General features: G+C 34.0%; 14 protein-coding genes and 2 pseudogenes. 10 read left to right on the plus strand and 6 right to left on the minus strand.

Going from position 1 to position 14,494, the window contains the following annotated elements:
• The first annotated feature begins 56 nt into the window (after window positions 1–56).
• The 5 genes and pseudogenes from ACQ9BO_RS01630 (at window position 57) to ACQ9BO_RS01650 (ending at window position 4,648) form a co-directional block, all read left to right on the plus strand.
• Window positions 57–398: a hypothetical protein gene (locus ACQ9BO_RS01630; RefSeq protein ID WP_431243393.1), complete on the plus strand. Its 342-nt coding sequence runs from the start codon at window positions 57–59 to the stop codon at window positions 396–398.
• Window positions 383–691 (plus strand): hypothetical protein, encoded by a 309-nt coding sequence (locus ACQ9BO_RS01635; RefSeq protein ID WP_431243394.1) that lies wholly within the window; start codon window positions 383–385, stop codon window positions 689–691. The genes ACQ9BO_RS01630 and ACQ9BO_RS01635 overlap by 16 nt, the downstream gene beginning before the upstream one ends.
• Window positions 691–2,052, plus strand: a complete 1,362-nt coding sequence (gene radA / locus ACQ9BO_RS01640) for a DNA repair protein RadA (RefSeq protein WP_132987795.1) — start codon at window positions 691–693, stop codon at window positions 2,050–2,052. Before ACQ9BO_RS01635 ends, radA begins: the two co-directional genes overlap by 1 nt.
• Window positions 2,053–2,218: 166 nt before the next feature.
• Window positions 2,219–4,182, plus strand: a pseudogene (locus ACQ9BO_RS01645) (transglycosylase domain-containing protein).
• Between the two features lie 10 nt (window positions 4,183–4,192).
• Window positions 4,193–4,648: a DUF4262 domain-containing protein gene (locus ACQ9BO_RS01650; RefSeq protein ID WP_431243395.1), complete on the plus strand. Its 456-nt coding sequence runs from the start codon at window positions 4,193–4,195 to the stop codon at window positions 4,646–4,648.
• 256 nt (window positions 4,649–4,904) lie between these two features.
• Here ACQ9BO_RS01650 and ACQ9BO_RS01655 read toward each other — a convergent pair whose 3' ends face one another.
• The 3 genes from ACQ9BO_RS01655 to ACQ9BO_RS01665 form a co-directional block, all read right to left on the minus strand.
• A complete protein-coding gene (locus ACQ9BO_RS01655) occupies window positions 4,905–5,942 on the minus strand; it encodes an aldo/keto reductase (protein ID WP_431243396.1) in 1,038 nt (345 codons plus the stop codon).
• Window positions 5,943–6,160: 218 nt separating this feature from the next.
• Window positions 6,161–7,105, minus strand: a complete 945-nt coding sequence (locus tag ACQ9BO_RS01660) for an OmpA family protein (RefSeq protein ID WP_431243397.1) — start codon at window positions 7,103–7,105, stop codon at window positions 6,161–6,163.
• A 120-nt stretch (window positions 7,106–7,225) separates the two neighbouring features.
• Window positions 7,226–7,987, minus strand: coding sequence for an exodeoxyribonuclease III (locus ACQ9BO_RS01665; RefSeq protein WP_431243398.1), 762 nt, complete (start codon window positions 7,985–7,987; stop codon window positions 7,226–7,228).
• A 119-nt stretch (window positions 7,988–8,106) separates the two neighbouring features.
• On the opposite strand from ACQ9BO_RS01665, the gene ACQ9BO_RS01670 reads away from it, so the two are divergent.
• Window positions 8,107–9,909 carry a GNAT family N-acyltransferase gene (locus tag ACQ9BO_RS01670; protein ID WP_132987802.1) on the plus strand — a complete coding sequence of 601 codons (1,803 nt, stop codon included), beginning with the start codon at window positions 8,107–8,109 and terminating at the stop codon, window positions 9,907–9,909.
• An 86-nt stretch (window positions 9,910–9,995) separates the two neighbouring features.
• Here ACQ9BO_RS01670 and ACQ9BO_RS01675 read toward each other — a convergent pair whose 3' ends face one another.
• The 3 genes and pseudogenes from ACQ9BO_RS01675 to ACQ9BO_RS01685 all read right to left on the minus strand — a co-directional run bounded on the left by ACQ9BO_RS01675 (window position 9,996) and on the right by ACQ9BO_RS01685 (window position 11,961).
• A complete protein-coding gene (locus ACQ9BO_RS01675; protein ID WP_431243399.1) occupies window positions 9,996–10,361 on the minus strand; it encodes a DUF805 domain-containing protein in 366 nt (121 codons plus the stop codon).
• Window positions 10,362–10,551: 190 nt separating this feature from the next.
• Window positions 10,552–10,827 carry a TM2 domain-containing protein gene (locus ACQ9BO_RS01680; RefSeq protein WP_132987804.1) on the minus strand — a complete coding sequence of 92 codons (276 nt, stop codon included), beginning with the start codon at window positions 10,825–10,827 and terminating at the stop codon, window positions 10,552–10,554.
• Between the two features lie 172 nt (window positions 10,828–10,999).
• Window positions 11,000–11,961, minus strand: a pseudogene (locus ACQ9BO_RS01685) (2-hydroxyacid dehydrogenase).
• Window positions 11,962–12,116: 155 nt separating this feature from the next.
• On the opposite strand from ACQ9BO_RS01685, the gene nhaA reads away from it, so the two are divergent.
• The 4 genes from nhaA to ACQ9BO_RS01705 are packed head-to-tail and all read left to right on the plus strand — an operon-like array spanning window position 12,117 to window position 14,438.
• Window positions 12,117–13,268, plus strand: a complete 1,152-nt coding sequence (gene nhaA, locus ACQ9BO_RS01690) for a Na+/H+ antiporter NhaA (RefSeq protein ID WP_431243400.1) — start codon at window positions 12,117–12,119, stop codon at window positions 13,266–13,268.
• Window positions 13,265–13,564 carry an antibiotic biosynthesis monooxygenase family protein gene (locus tag ACQ9BO_RS01695; protein WP_431243401.1) on the plus strand — a complete coding sequence of 100 codons (300 nt, stop codon included), beginning with the start codon at window positions 13,265–13,267 and terminating at the stop codon, window positions 13,562–13,564. Before nhaA ends, ACQ9BO_RS01695 begins: the two co-directional genes overlap by 4 nt.
• Before the next feature lie 19 nt (window positions 13,565–13,583).
• The gene (locus tag ACQ9BO_RS01700) at window positions 13,584–14,009 is read left to right on the plus strand and encodes a c-type cytochrome (RefSeq protein WP_431243402.1); all 426 of its coding nucleotides are present in this window, start codon (window positions 13,584–13,586) and stop codon (window positions 14,007–14,009) included.
• A gap of 57 nt (window positions 14,010–14,066) precedes the next feature.
• Window positions 14,067–14,438: a hypothetical protein gene (locus ACQ9BO_RS01705; RefSeq protein ID WP_431243403.1), complete on the plus strand. Its 372-nt coding sequence runs from the start codon at window positions 14,067–14,069 to the stop codon at window positions 14,436–14,438.
• Window positions 14,439–14,494: the final 56 nt, after the last annotated feature.

The following is a 14,494-nucleotide window of genomic DNA, read 5'->3' on the forward strand; positions in this document are numbered from 1 at the left end:
AAGAAGAACCACTTTTTAACGCATATATCTGCTTTAGCCCTGAGCTTGCACCAAAAATGGAAGTTAGAATAGCGGAGAAATTTGCAAAAATCCAAAAACCAATATTCTATTACCTCTCTGCAGGAGAAGGTGATAATAAAAGAATTAAAGAACCTATTGAAAAATTAAACAGCAATATTAAAATCGCAAATAATCCGTTAGTGAATTATAAATACGACGTATTTAAAGGTGCTACACATTATACTGAGGTTTTACACTCAATCCCGAATGCGCTGTATCAAATTTTCGAATCGTATAGACCAATTAATTCTGCTGAATACAATGAAAAAATTGCCGTTCTACAATCTGGTTATTCAGATTATTTAGAAAAAAATACGCTACAATGTCTGAAATTTTAGGATTTCAAGTGCCAGTGAGAATGAGTGATTTCAAAATAATCGAAAATCTTATTTTGAAAAAGAATGCTTATGATGAATTAGGAAAAATGGCTGAAATTGGAAATGTAAATTATCCTAAAGCCATGTTGGGAGAATATGAATTAGGCTTGATGTACGAAAAAATGGGCGATCCAAAACATGCTTCAAAAAAATATCAAAATGCTTCTCAAATGGAGCCAATTGGAGATTTGAATAAAGATTTGATGTATGAGAAAATTGACGAAATGAATACGCTTGCCAAAAAAACTAAATAATGTCAAAAGTTAAAACTTCCTTTTTTTGCCAAAATTGCGGTACTCAATATGCCAAATGGCAAGGGCAATGCAACGCTTGCAAAGAATGGAATACAATTGCTGAAGAAATTATTCAGAAGCAGGAAAAAGTGGCTTGGAAAAGCGAACCAACTCCAACAAACAGAGCGCCACGACCTTTAAAAATAACAGAAATCGATTCGGCACAGGAAATCCGAATGGATACTACTGACGGAGAATTGAATCGTGTTTTGGGAGGCGGAATCGTTCCAGGATCATTGACACTTTTGGGTGGTGAACCAGGAATTGGAAAAAGTACACTTTTACTTCAGATTTCATTAAAATTACCCTATAAAACATTGTATGTTTCGGGCGAGGAAAGTCAGAAACAAATAAAAATGCGCGCCGAAAGAATTACGCCAAATAGCGATAACTGCTATATTCTAACGGAAACAAAAACGCAAAATATCTTTAAACAAATTGAGGCAATTCAGCCAGAAATTGTCATCATTGATTCTATTCAAACTTTACATACAGATTATATCGAATCAACAGCTGGAAGTATTTCTCAAATCAGAGAAACTACTGCCGAATTGATCAAATTTGCGAAAGAAACCAATATTCCGGTTATTTTAATCGGGCATATTACAAAAGACGGAAATATCGCTGGGCCGAAAATTCTGGAACATATGGTTGACACAGTGCTTCAGTTTGAAGGCGACAGAAATCATATTTACCGAATTCTCCGTTCATTAAAAAACCGTTTCGGTTCAACATCCGAACTTGGAATTTATGAAATGCTTGGAAGCGGTTTGCGCGAAGTGAGCAATCCGTCTGAAATATTGATTTCACATAAAGACGAAGAATTATCAGGAACCGCAATTGCCACAACGCTTGAAGGCATGCGCCCATTGATGATCGAAATTCAATCTTTAGTAAGTACTGCTGTTTACGGAACTCCGCAAAGAAGTACAACAGGCTACAACGCAAAAAGATTAAATATGATTTTGGCTGTTTTAGAAAAAAGAGCCGGATTCCGACTTGGCGCAAAAGACGTCTTTCTGAATGTTACCGGAGGAATATCTGTTGATGATCCTGCTATTGACTTAGCGGTTGTTGCCGCAATTTTATCTTCAAACGAAGATATTCCAGTTGGAAAAGGTTTTTGTTTTGCAGGCGAAGTTGGGCTTTCTGGTGAAATTCGTCCGGTTAACCGAGTGGATCAGCGTATTCAGGAAGCTGAAAAATTAGGTTTCGACACTATCTTTGTTTCAAAATACAACAAAATTGCTTTAAAAAATACAGGGATCAAAATCGAATTGGTTGCTAAAATTGAAGATGTAGCCAGCATTCTTTTTGGGTAATTTTTTTGCCACAAATTTCACAAATTAAACACGAATTTTATTTTTAAATTTAACGCCACTTATTCCAAAGTAAATACCACAATATAATTCGGGAAATTAGCGCAATTCGTGGCTAGAAAATCAGCCTCTTTGCGAACAATCCTAAAATCTTTATGAAATCGACTTTATGAATTTTCCAAAACAAAAAATATACAAAGCCCTAAAAATACTCTTGGTACTATTGGTTTTACTTTGTGTTGGCCTATACTATTTCCGAAATTCTCTTCTAAAGCAGGTAATTGCAAAAGTTACCCACAAGATGGCTGTGAGCTACAACAGTGATTTTTCTGTAAAAGAAGCTTCTTTTAGCGGGCTGTCAACTATTAAACTTACCGATATCGTTTTGGTCCCAAAAAACGCTGACACACTTCTAAAAATTAAAAACATTGAAACCAGCGTCAGCCTAAGCAATCTTTTGATTGGCGATGTTCAGGTGGGAACTTTAAAAGTCAATAATGGCTATATCCAATTAGTCAAAAAAGGAAAAGTCCGCAATTTTGATGCTTTCTTAAAAAGAGATCGTGACGATTCTGAGCCAAATGAAAAACGAAAATATGGTGCTTTTGCCTATCGTATTATTTCGAAACTGCTCAATTTAGTTCCAACGGACATGAATTTGGAAAACTTCCAATTCAAGATTGATGACAATGGAAAAAAGACAAATATCGCAATCAATAAACTGGTTTTAGACAACAAACAACTCGAAACCAACATTCATGTTGTGAGCAAAGATTTTGACCAAAAATGGAACTTAAAAGGCTTTGCTGACCCAAGAAATCAAAAAGCTGATATTCGATTTTTCAATTTAGATACCGGTGCTATTCGTGTTCCGTATCTTGACGAACGCTACAACTTAAAAGCAAGTTTTGATTCTATTCGATTAAATGTCGAAAAAATTGACAAAAGCGGTGGCGAACTTCACATTGATGGTTTTACTTCGATTACCAATTTAAAAATCAATCATCCAAAAATTGCCAGCAAAGATGTCGTGATCAAAAATGCGCGTTTCGATTATCGATTTTTATTGGGCGACGATTTTATTTCGATTGACAGCACTTCAACAATGCAGTTGAACAAAATAAAAGTGAAACCATATATTTCGTATAATACTGAAAAAGACACTGTTTACACATTGAAAGTTGATATTCCAAAAATGAAAGCGCAAGATTTTATTGTTTCCTTGCCAGATGGATTGTTTACGCATTTCCAAGGAATGGAAGCAACCGGGAATTTTGACTATAAGCTGGATTTCAAGTTTAATAAAAACAAACCCAATACCCTTGTTTTTGACAGTAAACTCAACAAGGAAGATTTAAGAATAACAAAATATGGCGAAGCCGATTTAAACAAACTAAACGGCGAATTTGTTTATCGCGCCATAATTCAAAATGTATTGCAAAGACCAGTTTTGGTTGGAAATGCCAATCCAAATTACACACCTTTAGACCAAATTTCTCCTTATTTGAGAAAATGTGTTTTAACGACAGAAGATCCGTCTTTCTTCTCTCATCGCGGATTCATCAATGAAGCTTTCAAACAATCGATTCTGAAAAACATCAGAACCAAGAAATTCTCTCGTGGTGCAAGTACAATCAGCATGCAGTTGATTAAAAATGTTTTCTTGACAAGAGAAAAGACACTTTCACGAAAGCTTGAAGAAATCCTATTAGTTTACATTTTAGAAAACAACCGAATTGTTAGCAAAGAAAGAATGTTGGAAGTATATTTCAACATCATCGAATGGGGGCCAAATGTTTACGGAATCGGCGAAGCAAGTCACTTTTATTTCCAAAAAGTCCAGCCGACTTAAATGTTGATGAATGTTTGTATCTGGCAACAATAATTCCGAAGCCAAGAAAATTCATGTATCAGTTTAATGACCAAGGAAATCTGAAAGATTACGCGATTAAAAACCAGAAGTTTTTAAAGAACTTGATGTTCCGCAGAGGCTTATTAGTTCCTGAAGACACGATTGGCTTAATGCCGGTTTACATTTCAGGAAATGCACGTTCGCTTATAAAAATCAAAGCGCCGGATTCGACAGCAGTTAAATTGGATTCACTAGCAACAGATGACGAATTTGATTTGTAATTAAATTAAAATGGAAGAAGAGAACAAAAAAGAAATATATTTTAAGCGAGTTTATGACAATATAAAAAATATAGGCTATCACACAACAGCAATAATGGAAGAAAAGGATTTTACTCCTTTTGCATATTCTACCGGAATATTTGAAAACTTTAAAATACCTGAATTGTTTATTTCTGGACTTGGTCCAAATTTATCGGGAGAGTTAATTAAAAATTATGTCGAAAGGTATAAATTCGAAAAAATTCCATTAAACACAAAAATTTATGACTTGACTGATAGATTTCCTATTTACTTTATAAAAATTAATAAAATAGATTTGAAAGACTATATTCTCACTTCAATTAAATTCTATAAAGATCGTGATTATGAATATTTACAATTAGTATTTCCTGATTTAGAGGGAAATTTTCCAAATGAAGCTAATTATGATTATGACCAAAAAATAATTGGAGATCTGAACTTCTAAAATTTGCTCGCAAAGTTTAATTTTTAAGTTCAATAGCGTCCAGCTTTAGCTGGATGAAAATATAAACGCAACGAAAAGGGCTTTAGCCAAACTTTAAGGTTTGGCTAAAGCCCTTTTGACATCCATTTCAATTCCCCTAGCTAAAGCCAGGGGCTATTAAAAAAATTTGCTCCCGATAGCTATCGGGATTGCGAGATTAAAAAACCTTTGTGCCTTAGTGCCTTCGTGACAAAAAATCGCCTTCGTGGCAAAAAAATTAAGGAGCCGGATCAGGAATAATTGCCTGAACTGCGTCAATCTCGTGTAAAATTTGCTTCGACAATACAACATCAATTGTATCGATATTTTCTTTTAATTGTTCCAAAGTTGTCGCGCCAATAATTGAACTCGTCAAGAACGGCTGTTGCAAAACAAATCCCATAGCCAATTGCGTCAACGTTAAACCATGTTTTTTAGCGATTTCCTGATATAATTTTGTCGCCTGGGTACATTGATCACTATTGTAACGTTTGTATTGCGGAAAAAGATTAATTCTCGCTTTTGGATGACTTTCTCCTGTCAGGAATTTTCCAGTCAAAACTCCGAAGGCTAAAGGCGAATATCCTAACAAACCAACATTTTCATATTTTGAAACTTCGGCAGAATTCACTTCAAACAAACGATTCAATAACGAATACGGATTCTGAACGGTTTTGATTCTTGGCAGATTGTTGTATTTACTTTCTTCCAAAAGACGCATCATTCCCCAAGAATTTTCGTTTGAAACCCCAATGTGTTTGATTTTCCCTTCTTTGATTAATCCGTCGAAAGTTTCAAGAATCTCTCTGAAATTATCTTCCCAAACATCATCATGTCCATGAAAAGCACGTTGCCCAAAATTATTCGTTTTTCTTTCCGGCCAATGCATTTGATACAAATCGATATAATCAGTTTGAAGTCTTTTTAAACTTTGCTCAACAGCAAATTTGATACTTGCAGGCGAAAAATCCAGTTTTTCACGCATGTATCCAAAATTCGCATTCGGGCCTGCGATTTTTGATGCTAAAATAACTTTATCTCTGTTTCCTGATTTTTTAAACCAAGTTCCAATCACTTTTTCTGTACTTCCATAAGTCGCTTCACTCGCCGGAACCGAGTACATTTCGGCCGTATCGAAGAAATTTACTCCTCTTTCAAGAGCATAATCCATTTGCGCGTGCCCTTCTGCTTCGGTATTCTGTTGCCCGTAAGTCATCGTTCCAAGGCAAATTTTACTAACTTTTATATCGGTGTTGGGTAATGTAGTGTATTTCATTTTTTTTAAGTTGCTAAGATTCTAAGATACTAAGACCCTAAGTTTTTTCTCTTTTATAATATTTAAGATTCCAAAGATACGCAGGGATTCTTCAATTCTAAATTTGACAAAGGTTAAAATAATGATAAGATAAAATCCAATTTTTAAATTCCAAATTCCAAAAAAAGGGTTCAAAGTAAAACTTTGAACCCTTTTTAAAATCTTAGCATCTTAGAACCTTAATTTATGCTATTCAACATCTCCGCAATCTCATCTAATCTTGGAGTCAAGATGATTTCGATTCTTCGGTTTTTAGCTTTTCCTTCTGGAGTTGCATTGCTTGCAAGAGGAGAAAACTCGCTTCGTCCTGTTGCTGTAAGTTTTTGTTTGTTGATTTTTGTATTTTCACTTAAAATTGCCACAATTGCAGTTGCTCTTTTAGTTGATAAATCCCAGTTGTTTGCAATTGGTCCAGAACCTGCGTATGGATCATCGTCAGTATGACCTTCAATCAAAACCGAAAGATCTGGATTCTCACCTAAAACTTTACCAAGCTCTACAACAGCTTTTCTACCTTCTGTTCCAACGGCCCAGCTTCCTGAATTGAAAAGCAATTTATTTTCCATTGAAACATAAACTTTTCCGTTTTTCTGTTCAACAGTCAAACCTTTACCTTCAAAACCATTCAACGCTTTAGATAAAGTTTCTTTTAATTTTCGCATTGATTCTTCTTTTGCCGCGATCATATCTTCAAGTTCTTTCAAACGGCTGGCAGTTTTATCTAAACGAGCTTGTTCGTCTGCAAGTTTTTTAGATTTTGCTTCTAATTGTGCCAATAACTCACGGTTTTTAGCCATATTGCTTTCTAATGCATCATTGCTGTTTTTCTCTAATGCATTATAAGAATCCTGCAATACCTTGTATTTTTTTTGTTCTGCGACAAGATCCGCTTTTTGTTTTGCAAGATCATCTTTAGTACTTGCCAAATCTTTTGTCAACTTATCTTTGTCTAATTCTAACTGATTTTTTGCTGTTTTTAAATTTGCATTTTCATCAGCAATCGAACGATTCTCTTTTTTTAAATCTGAATATTTTGTTTCAAGATCATTGTAAATCTTTTTGGATACACATGAAGTTGCAGACAAAGCTAAAACTACCAATCCAATAGAGGCTTTTTTAATCATTTTACTTTTTGGTTTTTATTTGGGGCTTAATTAATAAATATCAAAATTCAACGGCAATTTCAAAATTCAATTCTTTAAACTTTAAAATTTCCATTTCTTCAACAAGAACAATACCAAACTTTACTCAATTTCGACTAAAACTGGACAATGGTCTGAGTGAACAGCATCAGGAAGAATAACGGCACGTTTTAATCGATGTCCAATCGAATCGCTCACTAAATTGTAATCGATACGCCAACCTTTGTTGTTTCCGCGGGCTCCAGCGCGGTAACTCCACCATGAATAATGATGTGGATCTTTATTGAAATGACGGAAACTGTCTATAAAACCAGACTTCATAAAAGCATCAAGCCAAGCACGTTCAGCTGGCAAAAATCCCGAAACTGTTTTATTACGCACCGGATCGTGAATATCAATTGCTTCGTGGCAAATATTATAATCACCACAAATAATCAAATTCGGAATCGTCAATTTCAATTCATTGATATACGTCTGAAAATCGTCCATAAACATAAATTTATGATCCAATCTTTCAATATTTGTTCCTGATGGAAGGTATAAACTCATTACCGAAACATCTTCAAAATCAACACGAAGATTGCGTCCCTCAAAATCCATATGATGAATTCCTGTTCCGTAAACCACTTCTTTCGGCTCAATTTTAGACAAAATCGCGACACCGCTATACCCTTTTTTAGTTGCAGGATAATAGTATTGATAAGGATAGCCAGCGACCGTTATCGCTTCAACTGGAATTTGGTCGTGTGTCGCCTTAATTTCCTGAAGGCATATAACATCTGGACTCGTCGCTTGCGACCATTCGATAAATCCTTTAGTAATTGCGGCGCGAATTCCGTTTACATTATAAGAAATAATTTTCATCTAGGTATTTTTTTAGGATTCCAAATGTAATAAAAAAGTGGAAAGTTTAGGATTGAATAAAGGAAAAGTAGAGTTTTTTGTTATCTTTGTTCGCTACTCTAATAATTTAAAAATAGTACATGGGTTTAGTTACCGCGAAAGAAGTTGCAAAGGCAATAAATGTTGATAAGTACGGCGTATTTGGTACTTTTTCAGGCTGGATTCTTATGAAGGTTCTTAAGATCTCGACCCTTAATAAAATTTACGATCGCAATAAACATTTGGAAGACCTTGCGTTTTTGAACGGAATTTTGGACGAGATGGAAATCAAATTTGAAATTCCTGAAGAAGATTTAAAACGTCTGCCAAAAGATGGTGCTTACATTACTATTTCAAATCATCCGCTTGGAGGAATTGATGGAATTTTGCTTTTGAAATTAATGCTTGAAAGAGAACCTAACTTCAAAATCATTGCAAATTTCTTATTGCACAGAATTGTTCCGATGAAAAAATACATTATGCCGGTTAATCCTTTTGAAAATCATAAGGATGCAAAATCGAGCGTAATTGGAATTAAAGAAACTTTACGTCACTTGAGCGACGGAAAGCCTTTAGGGATTTTCCCTGCTGGAGAAGTTTCAACTTATAAAGATGGAAAATTAGTCGTGGATAAACCTTGGGAAGAAGGCGCTCTGAAATTAATCAGAAAAGCAAAAGTTCCAGTTGTTCCTATTTATTTTCACGCTAAAAACAGCAAATTATTCTATTGGCTTTCTAAAATAGATGATACATTGCGCACTGCAAAGCTTCCATCTGAATTGCTTACGCAGAAAGACCGCGTGATTAAAGTGCGTATTGGAAAACCGATTTCTGTAAGTGAACAAAACGAAATTGAATCTTTTGAAGAATATTCTGAATTCTTAAGAAAGAAAACCTATATGCTTGCTAACCCTTTTGAAAAGGATACCAAACTTATTGATACAGCAAGTTTAAAAATACCTAAAGCACCTAAAAAAATTGTTACGCCAGCAAACGAATCAAAATTAATTGATGAAGTTCAAGCGTTGAGAGATAGTGATGCACGATTTTTGCAAAGTAAAAATTATGAAGTATTCTTTGCAAGTGCAAAACAAATTCCGAACATCTTACATGAAATTGGGCGTTTGCGCGAAATCACTTTCCGCGAAGTTGGCGAAGGAACAAATGAATCTATCGACTTAGACGAATACGACAAATATTACCACCACATGTTTTTATGGGATGATGAAACCAAAAAAATTGCGGGAGCATATCGTATGGGGCTAGGTTCTGAAATATATCCGAAATATGGAATCGAAGGTTTTTACCTAACCGATCTTTTCAGATTCGAACAAGAACTTCATGATATGATGCACAAATCGATCGAAATGGGCCGTGCATTTATTGTAAAAGAATATCAGCAAAAACCAATGCCTTTGTTCTTATTGTGGAAAGGTATTATTCATACCACTTTGCGTCATCCAGAGCACAAATATTTAGTTGGTGGCGTAAGTATCAGCAATCAATTTTCTGATTTCTCAAAATCATTGATGATTGAGTTTATGAAATCAAATTATTACGATCCGTATATTGCACAGTATATTCATCCGAAGAAAGCTTACAAAGTGAAATTAAAAGACGCTGATAAAGATTTTATTTTTGATGAAGCAGAATCTGATTTAAACAAGTTTGATAAAATCATTGATGAATTAGAACCAGGAAACTTACGTTTACCAGTTTTAATCAAAAAATACATCAAACAAAACGCACGAGTTGTAGCTTTCAACGTCGATCCATTATTCAACAACGCAATAGACGGCTTAATGTACATTAGAATCGCAGATATTCCAGAAAGTACAATGAAACCTGTTATTGAAGAGTTTCAGATTGAATTAGAGAAAAAGTTATCTGAGAAAGAAGATTAGAACAATAATCTATCCAAATAAAAAATCCCATCGGCCAAGGCCGATGGGATTTTTATTTACAATTTTTATTTAAAACTGACTAGAATTTATTCTTTACCAATTTCATCTATTTCTTCTAACTGATTTTTTGGGTCAGAACCATATTGATTCGATCCTTTTTCTCCTTCTGCACAAGCTAATATAAAGTTGTAAATTGGAATAAGAATAAACCAGCCACTTTTCCCCACATCGTGCATCCTTCTAATAGCCACGGCAATTCCTGGAATTAAAACTGCTAAACTGTAAATATTTCCAATTATTGACAAACTTGGAGAAATCAGTGCGGCAACAAAACTAAGGATGAATGCGATAATGATATTACCTAAAAAGAACAACCAATACTCTCTTCTTCTTGCTCTCCCATTAAAATTCGCGTAATTTTCCAGAACTACTTTTTTGTACATTTCTAACATAATAAATCTTTATTAAATTTCCCCTACTCTTAAGGATTTTCGGTTAACTCCTCCACTTTATTAATTAAAGCATAAGATTACCGATTATAAAATTTATTTTAGGGAACTAAAAGACATCATTATATTAGAAAAAGACATCCTAGCGATAAAAAAATCCCATCTAATAAACTAGATGGGATTTTTTTATTTTTTAAAACCAGCCTTGATAACCTACTTGGTAAGTTTGATAAAACTCTTCGTCGGTTTTGGTCAAGTACAAAATTCCTTCTATTATACCGATAACACCACCAACACCGCACATCAATCCTAAAAGCAACTGAATAATACCTTCTTTCGTATAACCCAAATAAAACTTATGAATTCCTAATGCTCCAAGCAAAATAGCCAGAATTCCTGCTGAAATTTTTTTGTTTTCTTGTCTTGGCTGTGATGGGGTATTCCAAGCCTCGTGCCTTGTATTTTCCATTTTTTATAAGATTAATTAAAACCTACTCTTTTTAGGATTTTCGGTCGCTCCTTTTCTAAATTCTTGTTAAAAAATTCATAACAATATTAAAAAAAATAACTTTAAAAACTAGTATTCAATATTATGGTTAATTAAAAATCTTACAATTAACGGAGAAGAATTATAAACTAAATCAAATACCAGCAGATTTATCTGAATAAACCATTTTAATTTTATCTACAATCACTTGAGCTAGACGCTCATGGCTTTCAAAAGTCCACCCAGCGATATGTGGTGTCAATAAAACGTTTTTAGCTTCCAACAAATATTGAAACGCCTCGGGTGTGTTTTTATCCTGAAAAAGCGTTTCAAAAGATAATTTCTCATACTCCAAAACATCCAAACCTGCTCCAAGAACCTTTTTAGACTTCATTGCTTCAACCAAATCTGCTGTAACTATGTTTTTACCACGAGAAGTATTTATGATCCAAAATGACTTCGAAAATGCATTTATAAAATCTGCATCAACCATTTTATCCGTTTCGGGTGTCCAAGGCAAATGCAAACTCAAAACATCGGCTCTTTTTTGCAATTCGGCTAATGAAACTTGTTTTGCATTTTCATCACCAATATTTTCTAAAATATCATAAAACAAAACTTCAGTATCAAAACCGCGGAGTTTTTTGGCGAAAGCCTTTCCCATATTTCCGTAACCAATAATTCCGACTGTTTTTCCATCGAGTTCATGCCCACGATTGCTTTCTCTGTTCCAATGTCCTGCTCTAACTTCGGCGTCGGCTTGATTTAAATTATTGAAAAGTGATAATATCACGCCAAGCGAATGTTCTGCAACTGCATTACGGTTTCCTTCCGAGTCGCGATTAGGTGAATTCCTTTCGTTTCAGCATATTCACAATCAATACTTTCAAGGCCTGCGCCTACCCTGGCAATAAATTGCAAGTTAGTTGCATTATCTAGAAAAGTCTTGTCAATCTTGAAACGGCTTCGAATTACAATTCCGTTATAATCTTGAATTTTAGCTTCTATTTCTTCTTTCGAAGATTTAAAATCAGCGTGATTTTCAAAACCTGCCTCTTCTAATTGATTCCATAAAATGGGATTATTGCTGTCTATATGAAGGATTTTTACACTCATTTATATTGTATTTTATAAAAAGCAAAAATACGGCAATTCTCTAAGATTCCTTTCATTTTCTCAAGTACAAAAAGTGCAAAACATAAATTCATTTTATTTTTTTAACTTTGAAAATACGAGATAAAATCTTTCACATCTCCAGAAAATCTGATAAAATGAAATTGACCAAGACATTTAACTCCTTTTTTAATAACGAAAAATCAGGAGGATTACTTTTATTATTTGTGACGATCTGTTCACTTTTTTTAGCAAATTCAACTTACTCAACAGAATATATTGCTTTTTGGGAAAAAGATTTGGCCGGTCATTCTATTACGCATTGGATCAATGACGGTTTAATGACGATTTTCTTTTTATTGATTGGCTTAGAACTGGAACGTGAAATTTATCACGGAGAATTATCAAACATAAAAAATGCTTCGTTGCCAATTATGGCGGCTCTTGGCGGCATGCTGGTTCCAGCCGCAATTTTTCTGGCTTTGAATTTTGGGACTGCAACACAAAACGGTGCAGGAATCCCAATGGCAACAGATATCGCTTTTGCAATTGGAATATTATCGCTTTTAGGCAAAAAAGTCCCTACCTCGCTGAAAGTCTTTTTGACCGCATTGGCTGTAATTGACGATTTAGGCGCTATTATCGTTATAGCTATTTTTTACACTACAACAATTTCGTTTTTGAATCTCGGTATAGCATTAGCCATTTGGGGCTTTTTATTTATTTTAAACCGAATGAAAATTCACAATTTAATTCCCTATTTAATCGGTGGTGTAATTATGTGGTATTTTATGCTAAATTCCGGCATTCATGCTACAATTACGGGAGTAATTCTGGCATTTGTAATTCCGTTTGGCGATGGCGGAGAAAATACTTCTTCATACAAATTACAGCATTTTCTGCATCAGCCGGTTGCTTTTATTATTTTACCACTTTTTGCTATTGCAAATACGTGCATTGCCATAAACCAAGATTGGCATGAAGGCCTAAATCACCCAAATACTTTCGGAATTATTCTTGGTCTGGTTGTGGGGAAACCTTTGGGAATTGTGCTTTTTTCATCGATTGGCGTAACAGCTGGTTTATGTGCTCTGCCGAAAAACCTAAAATGGGCTCATATTTTAGGCGCTGGAATGTTGGGCGGAATTGGCTTTACAATGTCAATTTTCATTACAATTTTGGCTTTTAAAGACCCTGAAACTATTATTTTTTCTAAAATTGCTATTCTGATTGCCTCGATGCTTTCTGGAATTTTCGGATTTATTTATTTAAAACACACTTTGAAAAAGAATCAAAAATCAAAATCATGATCGCAAGAATCTGGCACGGAAAAACAAAAATGGAAGATTATGAAACTTATACCAAGTTTTTGATCGACACTGCCATTCCCGATTATGAAAAAACTCCAGGTTTTGTAAAACTTTCTTTTTTAAGAAATATTAAAAACGATGAAGGCCATTTCACCCTTATTACTTATTGGAAAAGTTGGGAAGTGATAAAAAATTTTGCTGGAGAAGATATCGAAATAGCGAAATATTATCCTGAAGATCAACAATTTTTATTGGAATTTGAGGAGAATGTCGAACATTTTGAAGTTTTTGCTTAAATCAAAAAACTGAGTTATTATGAGCAAAATCAGAATCATAGTTTTTTCTTTAACTGCCTTAATCGTATTGTCAGTTGGAATAATTATGTATCTGAAGATTTTCAGAAAATATGAAACTCCAAGCTGTGCAACACGCGATTTACCTTCTTGCGGAAATACCGATTTAACAGAAAACCAAATAAAAGGAAGAGAAGTATTTAATTCGAATTGTGCGACTTGTCATAAATTGAACTCAAAGATAACAGGACCAGCACTACATGAAGTTGATTCAATTGTTTTTGTAAACTGGCTAACAAATAAAAAACATAAAATTGACAGTTCTAAAGTAGAAATATTGGCAATTGATTATCATAAAACGGTTTTTTCTAAGACGTTATCTAAAGAAGATATTGCTCATCTAATTGAATACTGTCATTCGAGAATAAAATCCCAAACTGTCATTTAATTTAAATTAATGAAAAATTTAAGGCTTATATTATCTTTATCGATATTACTTATAATATTGCTAACAGGTCTATTATTTTATCAAATGCAATTCAATCGCTCAAATCCTGAATTTGTATGTAGAATTCCAGTTCCTATTTGCGGAACAAAAAATCCCGAATTAACAGAAAATCAAAAAAAGGAAAAGAAATTTTCAACTCCAATTGTGCTCGCTTGCCACAAACTAGATTTCATAAACACCGGACCACCACTTCGTGGAGTAGATTCGCTCGTTTTTACAAAATGGATCCTACAAAAAAAACATAAAATTGACAGTACCAAAATTGAAAACCTTGGTATCGATTATCATAGAACAATGTTTAAAGATTATATAAACGATGAGAATTTGCCTTTAGTAATAGACTATTGCTCCACAAAACGCGATTATTAATTTCTAAAAAAAATCCAAACTCCAGTTTTAAAATTGGAATTTGGAATTTAATATTT

Origin of the sequence: Flavobacterium sp. P21 (assembly GCF_050632225.1) — a bacterium.
GTDB lineage: Bacteria > Bacteroidota > Bacteroidia > Flavobacteriales > Flavobacteriaceae > Flavobacterium.

What these genes read in the sequence shown, in the direction of transcription:
- ACQ9BO_RS01630 (WP_431243393.1), top strand. Translation starts at nt 57, where the DNA reads ATGGAAGTTAGAATAGCGGAGAAATTTGCAAAAATCCAAAAACCAATA.
- ACQ9BO_RS01635 (WP_431243394.1), top strand. Translation starts at nt 383, where the DNA reads ATGTCTGAAATTTTAGGATTTCAAGTGCCAGTGAGAATGAGTGATTTC.
- radA (WP_132987795.1), top strand. Translation starts at nt 691, where the DNA reads ATGTCAAAAGTTAAAACTTCCTTTTTTTGCCAAAATTGCGGTACTCAA.
- ACQ9BO_RS01650 (WP_431243395.1), top strand. Translation starts at nt 4,193, where the DNA reads ATGGAAGAAGAGAACAAAAAAGAAATATATTTTAAGCGAGTTTATGAC.
- ACQ9BO_RS01655 (WP_431243396.1), bottom strand. Translation starts at nt 5,942, where the DNA reads ATGAAATACACTACATTACCCAACACCGATATAAAAGTTAGTAAAATT.
- ACQ9BO_RS01660 (WP_431243397.1), bottom strand. Translation starts at nt 7,105, where the DNA reads ATGATTAAAAAAGCCTCTATTGGATTGGTAGTTTTAGCTTTGTCTGCA.
- ACQ9BO_RS01665 (WP_431243398.1), bottom strand. Translation starts at nt 7,987, where the DNA reads ATGAAAATTATTTCTTATAATGTAAACGGAATTCGCGCCGCAATTACT.
- ACQ9BO_RS01670 (WP_132987802.1), top strand. Translation starts at nt 8,107, where the DNA reads ATGGGTTTAGTTACCGCGAAAGAAGTTGCAAAGGCAATAAATGTTGAT.
- ACQ9BO_RS01675 (WP_431243399.1), bottom strand. Translation starts at nt 10,361, where the DNA reads ATGTTAGAAATGTACAAAAAAGTAGTTCTGGAAAATTACGCGAATTTT.
- ACQ9BO_RS01680 (WP_132987804.1), bottom strand. Translation starts at nt 10,827, where the DNA reads ATGGAAAATACAAGGCACGAGGCTTGGAATACCCCATCACAGCCAAGA.
- nhaA (WP_431243400.1), top strand. Translation starts at nt 12,117, where the DNA reads ATGAAATTGACCAAGACATTTAACTCCTTTTTTAATAACGAAAAATCA.
- ACQ9BO_RS01695 (WP_431243401.1), top strand. Translation starts at nt 13,265, where the DNA reads ATGATCGCAAGAATCTGGCACGGAAAAACAAAAATGGAAGATTATGAA.
- ACQ9BO_RS01700 (WP_431243402.1), top strand. Translation starts at nt 13,584, where the DNA reads ATGAGCAAAATCAGAATCATAGTTTTTTCTTTAACTGCCTTAATCGTA.